Source organism: Brevibacterium sp. S22 (assembly GCF_004745485.1).
Classification (GTDB): Bacteria; Actinomycetota; Actinomycetes; order Actinomycetales; family Brevibacteriaceae; genus Brevibacterium.
Map to the genome: position 1 here is coordinate 40,081 of NZ_RHFG01000002.1, position 15,659 is coordinate 55,739.

General features: G+C 63.7%; 13 protein-coding genes. 6 read left to right on the plus strand and 7 right to left on the minus strand.

From position 1 onward, the window contains the following. Positions 1-2: 2 nt before the first annotated feature. From EB835_RS02490 to EB835_RS02500, 3 genes are read right to left on the minus strand one after another with little or no spacing between them, the layout of a single operon-like run. Complete coding sequence (locus tag EB835_RS02490; RefSeq protein WP_135807911.1) at positions 3-797, minus strand: 2-keto-4-pentenoate hydratase; 795 nt, start codon at positions 795-797, stop codon at positions 3-5. Positions 798-804: 7 nt separating this feature from the next. Then, positions 805-2,589, minus strand: a complete 1,785-nt coding sequence (locus tag EB835_RS02495; RefSeq protein ID WP_135807912.1) for an FAD-dependent monooxygenase — start codon at positions 2,587-2,589, stop codon at positions 805-807. A 54-nt stretch (positions 2,590-2,643) separates the two neighbouring features. Beyond that, a complete protein-coding gene (locus EB835_RS02500; RefSeq protein WP_135807913.1) occupies positions 2,644-3,969 on the minus strand; it encodes an MFS transporter in 1,326 nt (441 codons plus the stop codon). 172 nt (positions 3,970-4,141) lie between these two features. On the opposite strand from EB835_RS02500, the gene EB835_RS02505 reads away from it, so the two are divergent. The 3 genes from EB835_RS02505 (at position 4,142) to EB835_RS02510 (ending at position 7,046) form a co-directional block, all read left to right on the plus strand. Beyond that, positions 4,142-4,840, plus strand: a complete 699-nt coding sequence (locus EB835_RS02505) for a GntR family transcriptional regulator (RefSeq protein ID WP_135807914.1) — start codon at positions 4,142-4,144, stop codon at positions 4,838-4,840. 543 nt (positions 4,841-5,383) lie between these two features. Continuing rightward, positions 5,384-5,524, plus strand: coding sequence for an XdhC family protein (locus EB835_RS20805; protein ID WP_346763133.1), 141 nt, complete (start codon positions 5,384-5,386; stop codon positions 5,522-5,524). Between the two features lie 511 nt (positions 5,525-6,035). Continuing rightward, positions 6,036-7,046, plus strand: a complete 1,011-nt coding sequence (locus EB835_RS02510; protein WP_346763134.1) for a DUF2332 domain-containing protein — start codon at positions 6,036-6,038, stop codon at positions 7,044-7,046. 173 nt (positions 7,047-7,219) lie between these two features. Here the strand turns inward: EB835_RS02510 and EB835_RS02515 are convergent, their stop codons facing one another. Beyond that, positions 7,220-8,431 carry a helix-turn-helix domain-containing protein gene (locus EB835_RS02515; RefSeq protein WP_135807916.1) on the minus strand — a complete coding sequence of 404 codons (1,212 nt, stop codon included), beginning with the start codon at positions 8,429-8,431 and terminating at the stop codon, positions 7,220-7,222. Positions 8,432-8,620: 189 nt separating this feature from the next. Here EB835_RS02515 and EB835_RS02520 point away from each other — a divergent pair, with 189 nt between their 5' ends. The 3 genes from EB835_RS02520 to EB835_RS02530 all read left to right on the plus strand — a co-directional run bounded on the left by EB835_RS02520 (position 8,621) and on the right by EB835_RS02530 (position 13,129). Continuing rightward, positions 8,621-9,952, plus strand: a complete 1,332-nt coding sequence (locus EB835_RS02520; RefSeq protein ID WP_135807917.1) for an MFS transporter — start codon at positions 8,621-8,623, stop codon at positions 9,950-9,952. A gap of 89 nt (positions 9,953-10,041) precedes the next feature. Next, positions 10,042-11,781 (plus strand): thiamine pyrophosphate-binding protein, encoded by a 1,740-nt coding sequence (locus EB835_RS02525; RefSeq protein ID WP_135807918.1) that lies wholly within the window; start codon positions 10,042-10,044, stop codon positions 11,779-11,781. An 82-nt stretch (positions 11,782-11,863) separates the two neighbouring features. Continuing rightward, on the plus strand, positions 11,864-13,129 hold the full coding sequence (locus EB835_RS02530; protein WP_135807919.1) for a M20 family metallo-hydrolase: 1,266 nt from the start codon (positions 11,864-11,866) through the stop codon (positions 13,127-13,129). Positions 13,130-13,138: 9 nt separating this feature from the next. Here the strand turns inward: EB835_RS02530 and EB835_RS02535 are convergent, their stop codons facing one another. The 3 genes from EB835_RS02535 to EB835_RS02545 all read right to left on the minus strand — a co-directional run bounded on the left by EB835_RS02535 (position 13,139) and on the right by EB835_RS02545 (position 15,551). Further along, on the minus strand, positions 13,139-13,708 hold the full coding sequence (locus EB835_RS02535) for a hypothetical protein (RefSeq protein ID WP_240688508.1): 570 nt from the start codon (positions 13,706-13,708) through the stop codon (positions 13,139-13,141). 587 nt (positions 13,709-14,295) lie between these two features. After that, positions 14,296-14,886: an NlpC/P60 family protein gene (locus EB835_RS02540; protein WP_135807921.1), complete on the minus strand. Its 591-nt coding sequence runs from the start codon at positions 14,884-14,886 to the stop codon at positions 14,296-14,298. A gap of 74 nt (positions 14,887-14,960) precedes the next feature. Beyond that, complete coding sequence (locus EB835_RS02545) at positions 14,961-15,551, minus strand: hypothetical protein (protein WP_135807922.1); 591 nt, start codon at positions 15,549-15,551, stop codon at positions 14,961-14,963. Positions 15,552-15,659: the final 108 nt, after the last annotated feature.

Genomic DNA, 15,659 nt, shown 5'->3' on the forward strand with positions numbered 1-15,659 from the left:
GGCTACTCCTTTCCAATTGCGGTGACGGAAACCGACCCGAGAGGGCCGATCCGGGCTTCGTAGGTATTTCCTGCTTCGAGCGGAACCATGGGACCGAGCGCTCCGGAGAGCACGACCTCGCCAGCTCGCAGCGGGTCACCCAGCCGTAGCGCAGTCTCGGCAACCCAGACGAGTGCGTTGAGGGGGTCATCGAGGCAGGCGGCTCCTGTCCCGGTTGATACGGGCTCTCCCGAGGCTTGCAGCTCCATCGCAACTTCGCGAGGCTCGAACTCATCGAGTCGCAGTCGGGTGGAACCGAGGACATATCCGGCGCTCGAGGCGTTATCGGCGACGGTGTCCACGATGGAAATGTCCCAGTTCCGTATTCTGCTGTCGACAATCTCGAGAGCTGCGACGGCGTAATCAACGGCCTGTCGTACGTGTTCAGGGTCGGCATCGTTGATGTCGTGGGAGAGGACAAAGGCGACTTCGGCCTCAACGCGGGGGGCGACGAGGTGAGCCGTGTCGATGGTGCCCCCGTTGTCGGTCTCCAGTCCGGACAAGAGGACTCCGAAATCGGGTTGATCCACTCCGAGTTGCTCTTGCACCGCTGGCGAGGTCAATCCGACTTTCCGGCCTGTGCGGTAGCCGTATGTGTCTCGCAAGTTGCCGATGAGTTCCGTTTGTACTCGGTAAGCGGAATCGAGGTCGGTGCCGAGCGATTCGCGCACCGGCGCAATGGCGGTCGCAGTGGCATGCGCAGCGGAGAGAGCTACTGCTACCTGATGTTCGTGGTCGTTGAGGGGTTCTGGTGTCATCTGTGTTTCATTCCTCCTTGTGTCCGGCGGTGTGCGTTGAAACTGGGCGGGAAAGCACTTGCGCAAGGGCGTCTCGAAGTTGGGCTTGCGCGTCGGCGGCCTGCTGGGGAGCCTGGTGGGAGCGCCAGGCGACGGTGCCGTCGGGGCGAACGAGGACCGCACCGGCCTCATCGATCTCTCGGGCCTGTGCCCATTCGAGGTACAGGTCTTCCGCTCCCGGGTCGCCGACGACGATTGACTTCGCCCAGTCGTGGCCCAAGTCAGTCAGAGCATGCGCCCACGCGCGTCCGGACGGCCCGGTGAGGAGGGTGAACTGGCCCCCAGCGACGAGGTCGAGGGTGGAGACGCGACGCCCATTTTCACCGACGAGCCAGGCGTGTGGGATCTTCGCGCCGGGTCTCGTGGTGGACTGCGCATACAGCTGGGGGTCGCGCTCCCAGACTTCGGGTTCGGCTCCATCATCGGGTATGACTGCAGTGGAAACGTAGCGTTGGTTCATCTCGACGCCCTGCGCGTTGAACTCGTAGTGTTTGAGGTCGAAGGCCTTCACGAGTGCAGCTCTGGCATGGATGCCATCAGGAGTATCGCTGCGCACCTTTTCCAAGCCATGTATCCCTTCGGAGGTTTCAGGTGCAAGCGCCTGCTGGATGGGGGCGTAGTCGCGGCGGGATTGGTTCGCGCGGTCGACGATTTGTTTGCCGACCGGGGCGCGTTCGGCACTGTAGGTTGTGAGAAGTTCTTCGCCGGCGTCACCGTTTACGACGTACGCGAGCTTCCAAGCAAGGTTAAAAGCATCCTGTACGCAGGTATTGGATCCCAGCCCGCTCGATGGCGGATGCCGATGGGTGGCGTCACCGCCGCATAGGATTCGCCCATTTGAGTACTGCGAGGCGACCGCCTCGTTGACGTACCACGGATTGATCGAGAGAATCTCGGGCTCGAAGTCAAGGTCGCCAACGTAGGCGCGAATACGTTCACGAGCGGTCTCTTCGCTCAAATCAGGGCGACCCTTGCTGACGTCGAAGCCCCAACCAGCGATCCAGTGATCCCAGGGGTGCACCGCGCGCAAAAGACCCAAGCCGATTTCTCCGACGGCTGCGTCCTCGTTCACGATCCAATTAAGAATGCTCGGACGGTGCGCGACGTACTGGGAGAGGTCACCCCGGAATTGCGCGTACACGGTTCCGGCTCGGGCAAGCTCGCCTTCTACGGTAAGCCCTGCGTCATCCATTACCTTGGATTTCGCGCCGTCGGCGCCTACAACGTATCTGTAGCGGTGCACGTATTCATACCCGGTGATCCGGTCGCGAAGCGTGACCGATACCCCAGTTTCATCCTGACGGCTCGAAAGATACTCGGTGTTGAACGAAATGCTGGCGCCGGCGCGGCCCGCGGCGTTGACAAGGATCGGTTCCACCACCGTCTGCGGGATGTCGACCATGGTGCATGGGCTGGATTTGAGGTAATCGCCGTAGCGTTGATCTCCGGTGCCCCAGGTGCGCATGCGAGCGACCTCGGGTCCAGTGAGGCTGGTCGTGAAAAGAGTGTCGCCCATCCACTCCCACGGTGTAGCTTGTTGCTTCACCTCGTCCTCGATGCCCAGACTTCTCAGTACCTCCATCGCCCGTAAATTGGTGATGTGCGCGCGGGGCGTGTCTGCAAGCCACCGCTGCCGTGTGACCGCACGCACCGATACACCGTATTTAGCAAGGGCAAGGGCAGTTGTCGCGCCCATTGGTCCGAGCCCGACGACGAGAACTTCGGCGTCGTATTCCTGCTCATTTTCAGCCATGGATCTCACTTCCAGCTATGTTGTATTCGATGTGATGCCATTAGTAAGGACTGGTCATATCGACGCCGTCTCAGCAGCATGGGCGGCTTTCTGGGCATCCGCTTCCCGCTTACCCCACGGGCCGCCGACTTGCAGCAGCGAGACCACAGTGATGAGACAGATGATCGTGAGGTAGACGAAGAGCGGCACGATTGACCCTGTGGCGCCGTAAAGGGCCGCTGCGATCGTCGGTGCAAACGCGGATCCCACGATCTGGGAGATCGTGTATCCGATAGATGCGCCGGAATAGCGGACCTCAGGCTTGAACAGCAGCGAGAAAAGGGAACCGGTAGCACCGCCCGCCGGTGCCATTGCCAGCCCAAATACTGCGATCAGCGCGACCCCGAACAGTAGTGCGTTGCCGGTGTTGATCAAGAGAAGAGCAGGTCCAATTACGATTGTCATTGCCGCGGCGCCCACCATGTAGGTAGTCTTGCGTCCCCATTTGTCCGAGAGTGCACCAAATACAGCGTAGAGAACGGTTCCAATGACGCCGGCGATGAACACGGACAGCAATGCGTTGCTACGGTCAATGCCGACGACGGCGTTGCCATATTGCACGAAGTAGGACATGCAGATATAGGCGAATACGCCCTGGCTCAGGTAGATGCCAGCAACGAGGAAAATCTGTTTCGGATGTGTACGGAACGCTTCGGCCGCGGGCACTCGTACCCGTTGCTGCTGATCACGCACGCGCTTGAAGTCCGGGCTTTCGTCCACGGCGACACGGATGACCAAACCGACGACTACCAGGAGGGCGCTCACGAGGAATGGGACGCGCCAGCCCCACGAGAGGAATTCTTCATCGGGCAGACCGGCAACGACCAAGAACGCTAAGGTCGCAATTGCGACTCCTGCAGGAGCTCCCATCTGCGGGAACGCGCCGTAAAACCCTCTACGTCCAGCAGGTGCGTGCTCCACCGCCATCAACACAGCGCCGCCCCATTCGCCGCCAACGCAGAATCCTTGGAGTAAACGCAGCAACGTCAGCAAGACCGGGGCCGCGACGCCTATCATCGCGTGAGAAGGCAACATTCCCATTAAAAACGTTGCGACTCCCATCCCAGTCAGAGAGATGACGAGCATTCGTTTACGACCGATTCGGTCTCCGAAGTGTCCGAAGACCACACCGCCCAACGGGCGCGCAATGAACCCGACGCCGAGAGTGGCAAACGCGAGGAGTGTGCCCATTAACGCCGAGGAGTCTGGGAAAAAGATCTGTGGGAATACCAGCGCTGCTGCTGTTCCGTAGATGAAGAAATCGTAGTATTCGATCGTCGTACCGATAAAGCTCGCAAGAGCCACCTTCACCGGTGAACGTCGTGGTGTGTCTGTCGCCATTGACTTGCCTGTCCTTCGTCGTCGAGTGAGTCCGATCACGATATGACTGGCATGCTAGCATGCCTAAGAGATGTCGGACAAGAGAAGGGCAGCTCGAAGCCAGAGCAGAGAGGAACAGTCCTGAACTGCTAGCATTTTTGATGTATCTTGGTCGAAAGAGAAGAGAGTTTTGATGGCGTTGACACCCGTAAGAGACTCACCGCGGGCGGCGGGGGTTGTCTATGAAGAACTACGCGGGCGACTCATCTCTGGCCAGTTTCGTCAAGGGGAGAGAATCTCCGTCGAGCCACTCAAGGCAGAGTTCTCAGTTTCCAAGCAACCAATCATGGAAGCACTTCGCTTGCTCTCCGCCGATGGATTGGTCGATATCATTCCCCAGGTTGGTTCGGTTGTCGCGACCTACCCACGGAGGGAGATCGCAGACTTCTTCGACATGTTTGCCGGCTTCGAGGGTGCAATCGCAGCCGCTGCTGCGAATCGCCGATCTGTCGATCAATTAGATGAGATTGATTTGGTCTCCAGACGCCTCGAGCGGCTACTGTCCGTCCCAAACTCGCATGAGCGTTCCGTCGAGTACCTGAAACTGAACCGAGACTTTCACACGACCATTCACCGTATGTCGGGGTCTCGTATCATGGCGTCTTCAAGTCGACGGCTATGGGACCTCAGTGACTTTCTGATTAATACGTCAGGGTCAACTGATCCCCTCAGTACTGCGACAGGCAACCGGCACGGAGAGCATGAGGAGATCCGGCAGGCACTTATAGACGGCGACGCGGAGAGGGCCCGAACTGAAATGGAGCACCATATCCGCGAAACTGTTCGCGTCCTCGAGCGCGAAACACCAGCTCCTGTAGCCTCGAACACTTGAGATGGGGTTTATAGCTCACACTCTTCGTCGCGGTGCCCGAGATTCGGATTCCCCACGTGACCAGCGAAAGCCCGTTCCATCGGTGTTCCTGCTGCGTGAGTTCGACCATCCGGTCTGATGTGTAAACGCTGGTTAGACGGTTGCCTCGGGTTTGCAGATTCTCTTTAGGACGACATAGTGAAACAGCTAGTTTTCAAAGCCACCTCGATGTATGAACGAGGCGGGCGTAAAGCATCGGAAGCCCGTCTGCACGCCCTCGCGGTATTCTTGCTGACTTTGGGCCACGGTGTGTGGGCTGCGCTCACTGAACGGCACATGTACGCGGCACTCGGAATTCTCCTTGTCGGCCTGTGTACTGCGGCTTTTCTCAACCAAGTCGGGCAGGAACTTACCCGACGACGCGGGCGAGATACGAAGAAGCGAGTTCAATCCTAAGGTTGCGACGAAGTGGTGCTGTATGAAGTTCGACGTTCCGTTGCTTGGCGTTGCGCTGTGAGGTCCAGCGGACTACGTCAGAGCGCTGGAAAGTCGTCGGACACTGTTGTGCGAGTTGACGTTCTCAATGTGGCTGTCGTGCCAGTCGAGCTGATGAAACGCTTGTATGCCCCGATCGGCCTGGACCTCGGAGCCGAGACTCCACAGGAAGCGACGATCTCGATCAAGTCAGAAGTCATCCGGCGCTAGCGGCGTGGAACCGGTAGCTCTTTGAGCGAACTCGACGGTCCGGTACACCGGAAAGCAGGGGTGGCAGCTTGCCGCGGTGTGGCACGGCACATCTTTTCACCGGTTGAAGAGCATCTGCGTAGGCAACTGGCTCGCTCTTCAGCAACGGATGAGAACTCGGCTCTACTTGTTTAACTTTCTCGACAGCGCATCAGAGCCTCGCGCTGACTATGGCTCTACCCACACCGACATTCCGTATTTGTCGAGGTCCTTTGCATCGTCAATATCATCCCCCAACTGATCCCGAAGAAATCTTCTCGACTCAATGTCGCATAGGTCAGAATCGATCTGACCCAGCTACGTATAACCTCTCTGTTGCATCCGATGATTAATGCTCAGACCGGCGGCCAGCGCATCACGGCAACACATTACGACAGCGGCTCGGTCACGCCTAGAGTTCGCGGCGAAAGTACCGAATACCGGGACGCGGCTACGATGAGACCACGCCGACGAAGGGAAACCGATGCAGCCGATGACCGAGCTCGAAGCCGAGACTCTGCGCGACTACTACGGCAAGTTCGCCCGCCTCGAGGCGTCCGGAACCTCCCCGATCTATACCGCTTGGGCTGAAGGCGTGGCCGCCGATGACGAGGTCATCGCCCTGTTGCTCGAGCTTCCCCGACCGAAGCGCCAAGCCAACCTTCTCTTCGCCGCGGCCCGCCACCTCGGCGCCGGTGAGGGCACCTATGCTGACCTGCGCGCATGGCTGCTCAGGCATTGGGACGACGTTCGGGAGCTCATGCTTGCCCGGTCGACACAGACGAACGAGGCCGGTCGCTGTGCGACGCTGCTCCCCGCGCTCGCACGGATTCCCGGCCCGCTCGCGCTCATGGAGGTCGGCGCCTCGGCGGGGCTCTGCCTCTATCCCGACCGATACAGCTACCGATTCACCGTCACCGGGGCGGTCGGCGCGGAGTTCGCGCAGTCGACGACGCTCGACCCTGCGGATGGTCCGAGCGCGGTCGTGCTCGACTGCGAACTGACGAATGTCTCGGTGCCAGAGCGCCTCCCCGAGGTCGCGTGGCGCGCCGGAATCGATCTCAATCCCCTTGATATCACCGATGTTGACCAGCAGGAATGGCTGACGTCGCTGATCTGGCCCGAACATGAGGCGAGGCGGGAGCGCCTCCTCGCCGCTGCCTCGATCGCGGCCGCCGATCCCCCGCATCTCGTCCGCGGCGACCTGCTCGACACCGTCGAATCCCTGCTTGCCGAGGTGCCCGCCGGGACCCAGCCGGTCGTCTTCCACAGCGCGGTGCTGGCCTATGTCGACGCCGAGGTGCGTGCCTGCTTCGCTTCGCTCATGCGATCGCGTGATGACGTCGTGTGGATCAGCAACGAGGGAGCGGGCGTCCTGCCTGACACTCCTGCGCAGCTCGAGACGCTCGGAGTCGAAGCCGATGGGCGATTCGTCCTCAGCGTCGACGGCCGAGCTGTCGCTCTGACTGGACCGCACGGGCAGAGCTATACCGGACTGCCGTAGAGCTAGCTGAGCGCTGGTCTGCGGTCAGACGCCCTCGCTCACACCCCCTCGCGACGTCGAATCTGCGACGGCGGGCACACCCGCGGGTTCAACGTGCAGATGCCCCACGCAAATGCTGCGCAAACACACTTTGAAGCAGTTGTTGCACCGGAATCCGCAACCCGCCCGGCAGCTCACGCCCAACCGACGACGAGGCGGGCCGCCTCGGCGGGGATCATCGGATCGACTCCGGTGAGTTCGGCGAAACGGCGCAGACGATTGGCCACCGTATTGCGGTGACAGAACAGCTGACCGGCAGACGCACCGATGCTGCCCGAGGCCAGATAGGCGCGCACCGCTTCGACGAGGCGCTCCCGCTCAACCGGACCGCAGGCAGCGAGCGCCGACTCGACATCGACGAGGATCGGATTGCCGGCGGCGTTGAGCGACCGGGCCGCCAGCCGCGCCCACCCGCTGCGCCACGTCATCGCGGACGTCTCATCAGGGGTGATGACATCGGCGAGGTCACGCGCGGTCAACGCCGAACGCCGCAGGGTCCCGATCCCCTCGGCGCGCACATACCCCACCCTCGCCTCGGCGATCCTGGTGGCGAGCGCCGTCGACGGATGACCGCCACCGCCTCGTACCGACGTGGCAGGATCCCCGATCCCCCACACCTTCGTGAACGCAATGAGAACCTCGCCGAGGTGGTGCGTGAACATGGTCCCGCCCGCGCGGACATGATCGGAGATGATCACCCGCAGGGCCCGGACATCGTCCCCGGTGGCGGCGACGACGAGCAGCGGTGAGTCCACATCGAGTCCGAGGCCGGTCGCGATCCTCGACAGACGCTCACTCGTCGGATCGGGGTCGTCGAAGAGGCTCGCGATGAGTCCGGCGTGCACCGAATCCTCTTCCGCCCGCATCCGAGTGAGCTCAGCGGTATAGGCCTGTTGGACCTGGGAGACGTACTCATCGACGGTGGACAGGACGATGCCGGTGTGCCTGATGACGAGTTCAGCGTCCTCCTGGTTCGCCACTCGGGTGAGCACCTCCCAGAGCACATTGAAGTCATGGCGGATCGCGGTCATGAGCGCCTCGAGCGGGATGCCCGCACGAGCCCGCGACACTCCGACCTCGGTCGAGACTGCCACCGGTCCGTCGAAACCGCCGGCGCGCAGCCCCTCGACGAGAGTGGAGAAGGAGGCCCGACCGGTCCGCCGCAGCTCCGAGACCGGAATCGGGGCGGGATCGTAGCCGGAGACCGTGACGACCCGGGTCATGAACCGGTCGGTCAGCTCATCGAGGTCGAGGGCGTCGAGGAGTTCCAGCCACCGGCGTTCGTCCCCGGGCACCGGGCGGTCCCGCAGCTGTCGTGTGCCCGCAAAACGATCCTGTTCATCCATCACATCCTCTAGATTATGTGCATTCGCACAAGAAAAGTCCGCGTTTCGGCGACAAATGCGCCTGGATCGGGACATGCGGCACTCTGTAAGGTCGATATCTGCCGGTCGAATGCAACGATCGGCCGACGCACCACCCGCACCCGGATTCGGCCGACCAGGCCCACATCCCCGGACTCGACGGAGAGAACCATGAGCGAGCAGAACACCACGGCGTCCGCCGAGCTCAACGCCACCACGGAACTGAGCGTCAAGGACGCGAACAAGGTCGCCGCCGGCGCCCTGATCGGCACCGCCCTCGAGTGGTACGACTTCTTCCTCTTCTCGGCAGCGGCCGCCCTGGTCTTCAACGTCCAGTACTTCACGAGCGAGAACGCCACGGCCGCCGCCATGGCCTCCTTCGCCACCTTCGGTGTCGGACTGGCAGCTCGTCCCATCGGCGGTCTGATCTTCGGCCGCATGGGCGACAAGATCGGTCGGCGCAAGGTCCTGCTCATCACGATCATCGGCATCGGCATCGTCACCGGCCTCATCGGCCTCCTGCCGACCTATGCGGCGATCGGCTTCGCCGCTCCCGCCCTGCTCGTGCTCCTGCGCATCCTCCAGGGACTCTTCGTCGGCGGCGAGTGGTCGGGCGCGATGACCCTCGTCGTCGAGAACGCCCCGCTCCACCTGCGCGCCCGCTACGCGGCGATCCCGCAGATCGGCTCCCCGATCGGCACGATCCTGTCCTCCGGCGGCTTCTTCGTCATGACCCTGGTGTTCTCGCAGGACAGCTTCGACTCATTCGGCTGGAGGATCCCGTTCCTCATCGCTCTGCCGCTGCTCATCGTCGCCATCTACCTGCGCGCCCGCCTCGAGGAGTCCCCGGTCTTCCGTCAGCTCGAAGAGTCCGGCGAGGTCGAGAAGAGCCCCATCCGCACGACCTTCCGTGACTCGTGGAAGCAGATCATCATCGGCATGGCCGCGGCTCTCCTCGGCGTCGGCGGCTTCTACCTCGTCACCGCTTTCTGCGTCTGGTACGGCGTCAACGTCCTCGGCTACGACGATTCGCTCCTCCTGCTCGGCAGCATGGTCGCGGCCGCCGTCGAAATCCTCGCCCTCCTCTGGGGCGGTGCCCTGGGTACGAAGTACGGAGCCTCGAAGGTCATCCTCTGGGGCGGAGTCGCCTCGGCGGTCGTCGCGGTTCCCGCGTTCTTCATGTTCGAGTCCGGGGTTCCGGTCCTCGTCGTCATCGCCATGACCCTGGCCGTGTCCACCCTGTCCCTGCCCTACGCGGCCTCGGGCACCGTGCTCACCGGGCTGTTCCCCGCCACCACCCGCTACACGGGTGTCGGCATGGCGCAGAACGCCGCAGGTATGCTCTCCGGGTTCATTCCGCTGCTGGCCACGAGCTTCGTCGCCTCCGCCGGAGACCACTGGTGGCCGGCCGCCGCGATGCTCGTCTTCCTCTCCCTGTTCACGGCGTTCGCCGGCTTTGTCGCTCCTCGGATGAGCGTCGACCTCCCCGGCTTCAAACACTGAGAACCGCACAGCGCTGAGAACCCAGCGCAGCACCGGGCCGGGAGCCCCGGACCTCACACCGTTCGATCGTCGAAAGGACACCCCCCACCATGTCGCGTTCCGCCGGCCACCTCATCGTCGACACTCTGGAGAGCGCGGGCATCGAGCGCGTCTACGCGGTCCCCGGCGAGTCCTACCTCGACGTCCTCGACGGACTGTATGACGCGAAGATCGAAACCGTCGTGTGCCGGCAGGAGGGCGGTGCGGGGTTCATGGCGCTGGCCGAATCCCGGTTGACCGGCCGTCCGGGCATCGCCATGGTCACCCGCGGACCCGGGGCGGCGAATGCGATGATCTCTGTCCACACCGCCTGGCAGGACGCAACCGCGCTCGTCCTCTTCGTCGGCCTCGTCCCCCTCAACGATCGCTCCCGCGAATCCTTCCAGGAGTTCAGCCTGTCCGAGTGGTTCTCCTCGACGGCGAAGCGCGTGCTCACCATCGATGATGAGGACCGTGCCGGTGAGATCACCGCCGATGCCCTGCGCATCGCCGCATCCGGTCGCCCCGGCCCCGTCGTCGTCGGCCTGCCCGAGGATGTCCTCGTCCGTCTCACCGAGGCCCCCACTCCGATCCTCCCCGAGGTGGCCCCACCGACCCCTGCCCCCGCCGTCATCGATGGCTTGGCTTCCCGGATCGCGGCGGCGAAGCGTCCCGCATTCGTCCTCGGCGGGGATGGGTGGCACAACGGCTGCGGAGCCGAGCTGGCCGGTCTGGCCGCCTCGGCAGGGGTGCCGATCTTCTGCGATTGGCGCGCCTACGATGCGATTCCGCATTCCTCGCCGGCGTGGGCGGGGTGGCTCGGCTACGGTCGCGCCGATGCGGTGGCGGCCGGATTCGCCGCGGCGGACCTCATCGTCTTCGTCGGCTGCACCCGCTCCGATGTCTTAAGCGACGGGTACACGATCGGCTTCGACGCCGAGACCGTGCTCGTCTCCCTCGACATGGAGGCCGCCCAGCACGCAGGGCGCATCGACGAGCACATCATCGCCTCCCCGGACTCCTTCACTCGAGCCTTGACCAGGACCGAAGCCGGCGCGGCTCGGGATGCGAGCCAGCTGCGCGGAACCCGAACGGACGAGTGGATGCAGGGGCGAGCGGACGTGCAGTTCCGGTTCGCCGCTCATCGCCCCGACGCCGAGGCGGCACCGGAGAACGCGGACCGTGCCGGGGTCGATCTCGGGGTGGCGTTCGGGATTCTCGATGACCGCCTCGGCGGGGATGCGATCCTCACCTACGGGGCGGGCAATGCCACGATCTGGGGGCACCGGTTCATCCGGCATGAACGTCCGGCCAGTCTCGTCGGAGCCCGCAACGGGGCGATGGGTCTCGCCGTTCCCGCGGCAGTCGCGGCTTCTCTGGCGTACCCGGAGCGGCGCGCGGTCGCGATCTGCGGCGATGGGGACTTCCTCATGAACGGCCAGGAGATCGCGACGGCCTTCGCCCACAGCGGATCACCGCTGATCATCGTCATCGACAACGGCGTGTACGGCACGATCGTGTCTCACCTGGAGAATCACTATCCAGGGCGGCCCTCGGGCACGCGGATGGTCAACCCGAACTTCGCCGCGTGGATGTCGGCATTCGATCTCAGCAGCTCCGGGGCCGCCTCGGCGAGCGAGGCGGACCTGACCGCGTCCGTGTCCGGACCGACCGGGCATGGGGAGCGCGTCGAAACGACCGAGGAATTCGGGCCGGCGCTCGACCGAGCACTTGCCCACGACGGGCCGGCGCTCATCCATGTGCTCATCGACCCGGCGACGATGCCGCCGGCCGCCGACGAAACCGCCTGACACCGGCACTGCCGGCGCCGCACCCCTCCATCCCACCGTCGCAGGTCACCCCGCCGGCGACACCGTCTCGAAAGGACCCCTCATGACCGTTTCACCCTCTCTGATCAGCGCCGATCGCGAAGCAGAATTCCTCGCCGATTGGGCCGTGCATTCGCGTTTCGGTGCGGTCGAGGGCACGAACGGGGTCGACCGACAGGCGGCGAGCGCCGCCGATGGTCAGCAGCGGAAATGGTTCGAAGACCTGCTGATCAAGCACGGTTTCAGCGTCCACCGGGACGCGATCGGCAACCAGTTCGGGCTCCTCGAGCTCGTTCCCGGCGCCCCGTACGTGCTCACGGGTTCGCACATGGATTCCCAGCCGACGGCCGGGCGCTTCGACGGCGCCTATGGGGTGATGTCCTCGGCACATGCGTGCTTCGCCGTCGCCGATGAGCTGCGGGCGGACCCGTCGAAGGCGAAGTTCAACCTCGCCGTGGTCAATTGGTTCAACGAGGAGGGATCCCGGTTCAAGCCGTCGATGATGGGGTCCAATGTCTTCACCGGCAAGGCCGAGCTCGAAGCGGCCCTGACCACCCGTGATGCTGCCGGGACCACCGTCGCCGAGGCGCTCGATGCGATCGGTGAGCGCGGGGACTTCACCGTTCCCGAGATCGCCTCGTATGCGGAGATCCATGTCCAGCAGGGTCGGAGCATGGAAGAGGACGGGGTGACGATCGGCCTGGTCAACGCCACGTGGGCGGCCCACAAGTACGAGTTCAAGGTCACCGGTGCTCAAGCGCACAGCGGGTCGACTCTCATGGCCGATCGGCAGGATGCTCTGCTCGGTGCGGCGCGTCTGGTCGTGGCTGCACGTGAACTCGTCGACGACTTCGAGCCTGGTGCTCTGCACACCGCATGCGGGCAGCTCACGGTGTACCCGAATTCTCCGGTCGTCGTCGCCAGCGAGGTCAGCCTGCTGCTCGATCTGCGCTCCCCCAGCGCCGAGGTGATCGCCTCCGCCCATGAGAAGCTCATGTCCAGGATCGCCCAGGTCAGCGAGGACGACCGGGTGGAGATCGAGATCGTCGCCGAACACAGCTGGGATCAGAACCCGTACTCCGAGGACGGGGTCGAGCTGGCACGGTCGGCTGCGAATGATCTGGGACTCACCTCGGCGAAGGTGATGACCGTGGCCGGACATGATTCGACGAATATGAAGGACGAGGTGCCCACCGTCATGCTCTTCATTCCCAGCGTCGACGGGGTCTCGCACAGCCTGCAGGAATTCACGAAGGACGAAGATCTCGTCTCGGGTCTCCATCACCTCACCGAGGTGGTTCGCCGGCTCGCCGCCGGCGCCCTGGCCTGACGGTCGGAGTCAGTCGATGGCGTCGACGTCCTGGTTGTCGTCGACGAGCTTCTCGGCCAGCGGCTCCCACTTGTCGTAAGCGTCGGGGTATCCGGAGTGCTGCACTTCCTGTGCGGCGTCACCGGGTTCGATGCTCTCCCAGTTGTCGATCTGGGTCAGTCCCGGATTGTCGGTTCCGGAGTCGACGCCGTAGAAGGCTTTCGATGCGTACACGGTGTCGGAGACTTCGTCGGCCGATCCCCAGTTCATCGAGGGACGCTGCTGGAAGGCACCGGCGGAATCGCGGTCGCCTCCGTCGAGGTCGTTGAGGCTCGATTCCTGCAGCGCGGTCATCACAGCGATCGTCTGCGCCTCCTTCGACAGGTCCGCGCCCTTGCCGACGCCGATGATGGTGCGCGCGTTGTCGATCTGCTCCTCGCTCAGCTCATCGGGGTCGTCGATCCCTCCGGTCGAGCCGGCGTCGGACTTGGCTGCTTCACCCTCCTGGCTGACGCCACCGGAGATCGGGTCGGCCGAGGCCGAAGTCGCCGTTGCCAGGGAGACTCCCCCGGCGAGGACGGCTGCGGAAAGTGCAGTCACCGCAAGTGTGCGCGCACGTTTCATCTGTTCTCACTTTCTCTTGATCGGGTCCACGACCCGGTCGGCGATTCCTGGTGCGCGGCACACGTGGTGGGTTCTGCGGCATCTGCCCTGTGGTCGGCACAGGAACACCAATGCAGAAGGTGCCGTGGAATCGCCCCACACAACACTGACGGACCGATCGGCCCTGTTCAATGCAGAGAGACTTCGAGATGACTTATTCTCGCCGCAACGAATCGTCACGGATCCGGGTGCATGCGATCAGAGTTCGCTGAACGCCGCGCGGTCACCAGCAGTGCTCCCACCCGACCGTGACCGGGGTCTCGATCCGCTCGTCCGGCGGTTCGCAGGCGCGAGCCAGGGAAATTTCAGGCGCTGGCGGCGATCGATGGGGGTCGATCCTCGGCGATCCTGCACTCCGAGGTCGGCCCTGTTCCTCCGAGGCGGCCCTCCTCGTCGGACGCGTCGTCGCCGCGTCCCATGGGAGGGGCGCGGCGACGTTGTGCGCTCAGGTGCGCGGAGTACGGTCGGCGGATCGGAGCCGCCGGATCGGCATCGGATCAGTGCCGGATCACGGGCAGTTCAGATCACAGACCGTTCAGGCGGTAGGGGACGAAGCTGTCGTCCTGGTCATAGGGGTAGGAGACTTCGTGGGCGACCGAGCCGAGCGAACCGTTCTCCTCGAGGGCGTGGTAGGCGGTCTTGTCGTCATTGGCCCAGCCGTTGAAGATCACGACGTGGCCGTTGGCGCCTTCGGTGCCGGGGCCGCCCTTCATCAGGACGTCGCCGGGCTTCAGTTCGTCCTTATCGATCTTGTGGGAGACATCCGGCAGGGTCACGGTGTTGAGGCTGTCGTCGAGTCCCCAGGCCATCGAGACGAATCCCGAGCAGTCCATGCGGTACTGCTTGCCCTGTGGATCCGGATGGGTGGCGTCCCAGTTGTAGGGCACTCCCTGGTCGACCCAGGTCTGGGCGCGACTGATGATCTCGTCGCGGCGGTCATCTGACTGCGCCGAGGCGGTTCTGCCGGATTCTGCCTGTGCGGCGGAGGACTGTGCAGCGGGTGCCTGAGCGGCGGGTGTCTGGTCGGCCTGTGCCGGTGCGGTGGTCATCATGGTTCCTCCTGCGAGGATTCCCGCGGTGAGAACGGTGGTCGTGAGTGTGCGCGAAATTGTCATCTTCTCTCCTGATGCTTCTCGTGTGTGCACGTGTGATTTCAGAACAGACTTTTCGGGGACGGGTACGACCCGGATCAGCTGATCGGGGCGACGTCCTGGTTGCCCTCGACGAGCTCGGTCGCCAGGGGCTCCCACTTGTCGTACTCGGCGGGGAAGGCGGAGCCCTGCACTGCTTGAGCTGCGGCTCCCGGAACCATCGTCTCCCAGCCTTCGATCTGGATGAGGCCGAGGTTCGAGCCCTCGGGGTTGACGCCGTAGAACGACTTCGAGGCGTAGACCGGGTCGGTCACCTGAGCCAGAGTGCCCCAGCCCATGGACGGACGCTGCTGGAACAGTCCGGCGGAGTCGCGGTCTCCGCCGTCGAGGTTGTAGAGGCTCGATTCCTGCAGGGCCGTCATCACGGCGATCTTCTGTGCCTGCGTCGACAGGTCCGCGCCCTTGCCGACGGCGATGATCGTGCGCGCATTGTCGATCTGCTCCTGGGTGAGCTGAGTGGCGTCCTGAGCGCTCGGAACCTTGCCGCCGTCGAGTGCTTTGCTCGTGAACGGAGCGGCCTCCTCTGAGACTGCAGCCGGCTTTGCGGACGCGGCGGTCGCCATGGAGACTCCGCCGGCGATGACCGCCGCGGAAAGGGCTGTCACAGCGAACTTGCGTACGAGTTTCATCAGTTCCCACTTTCCAGTTGTATCGGGCGTCGGGTCCTCTCGGCTTCCTTCCACCGAGTTCAACGTGACCCTGATCTCGTGCCCGCAATCCAGGCTGTCGCTTCAGCG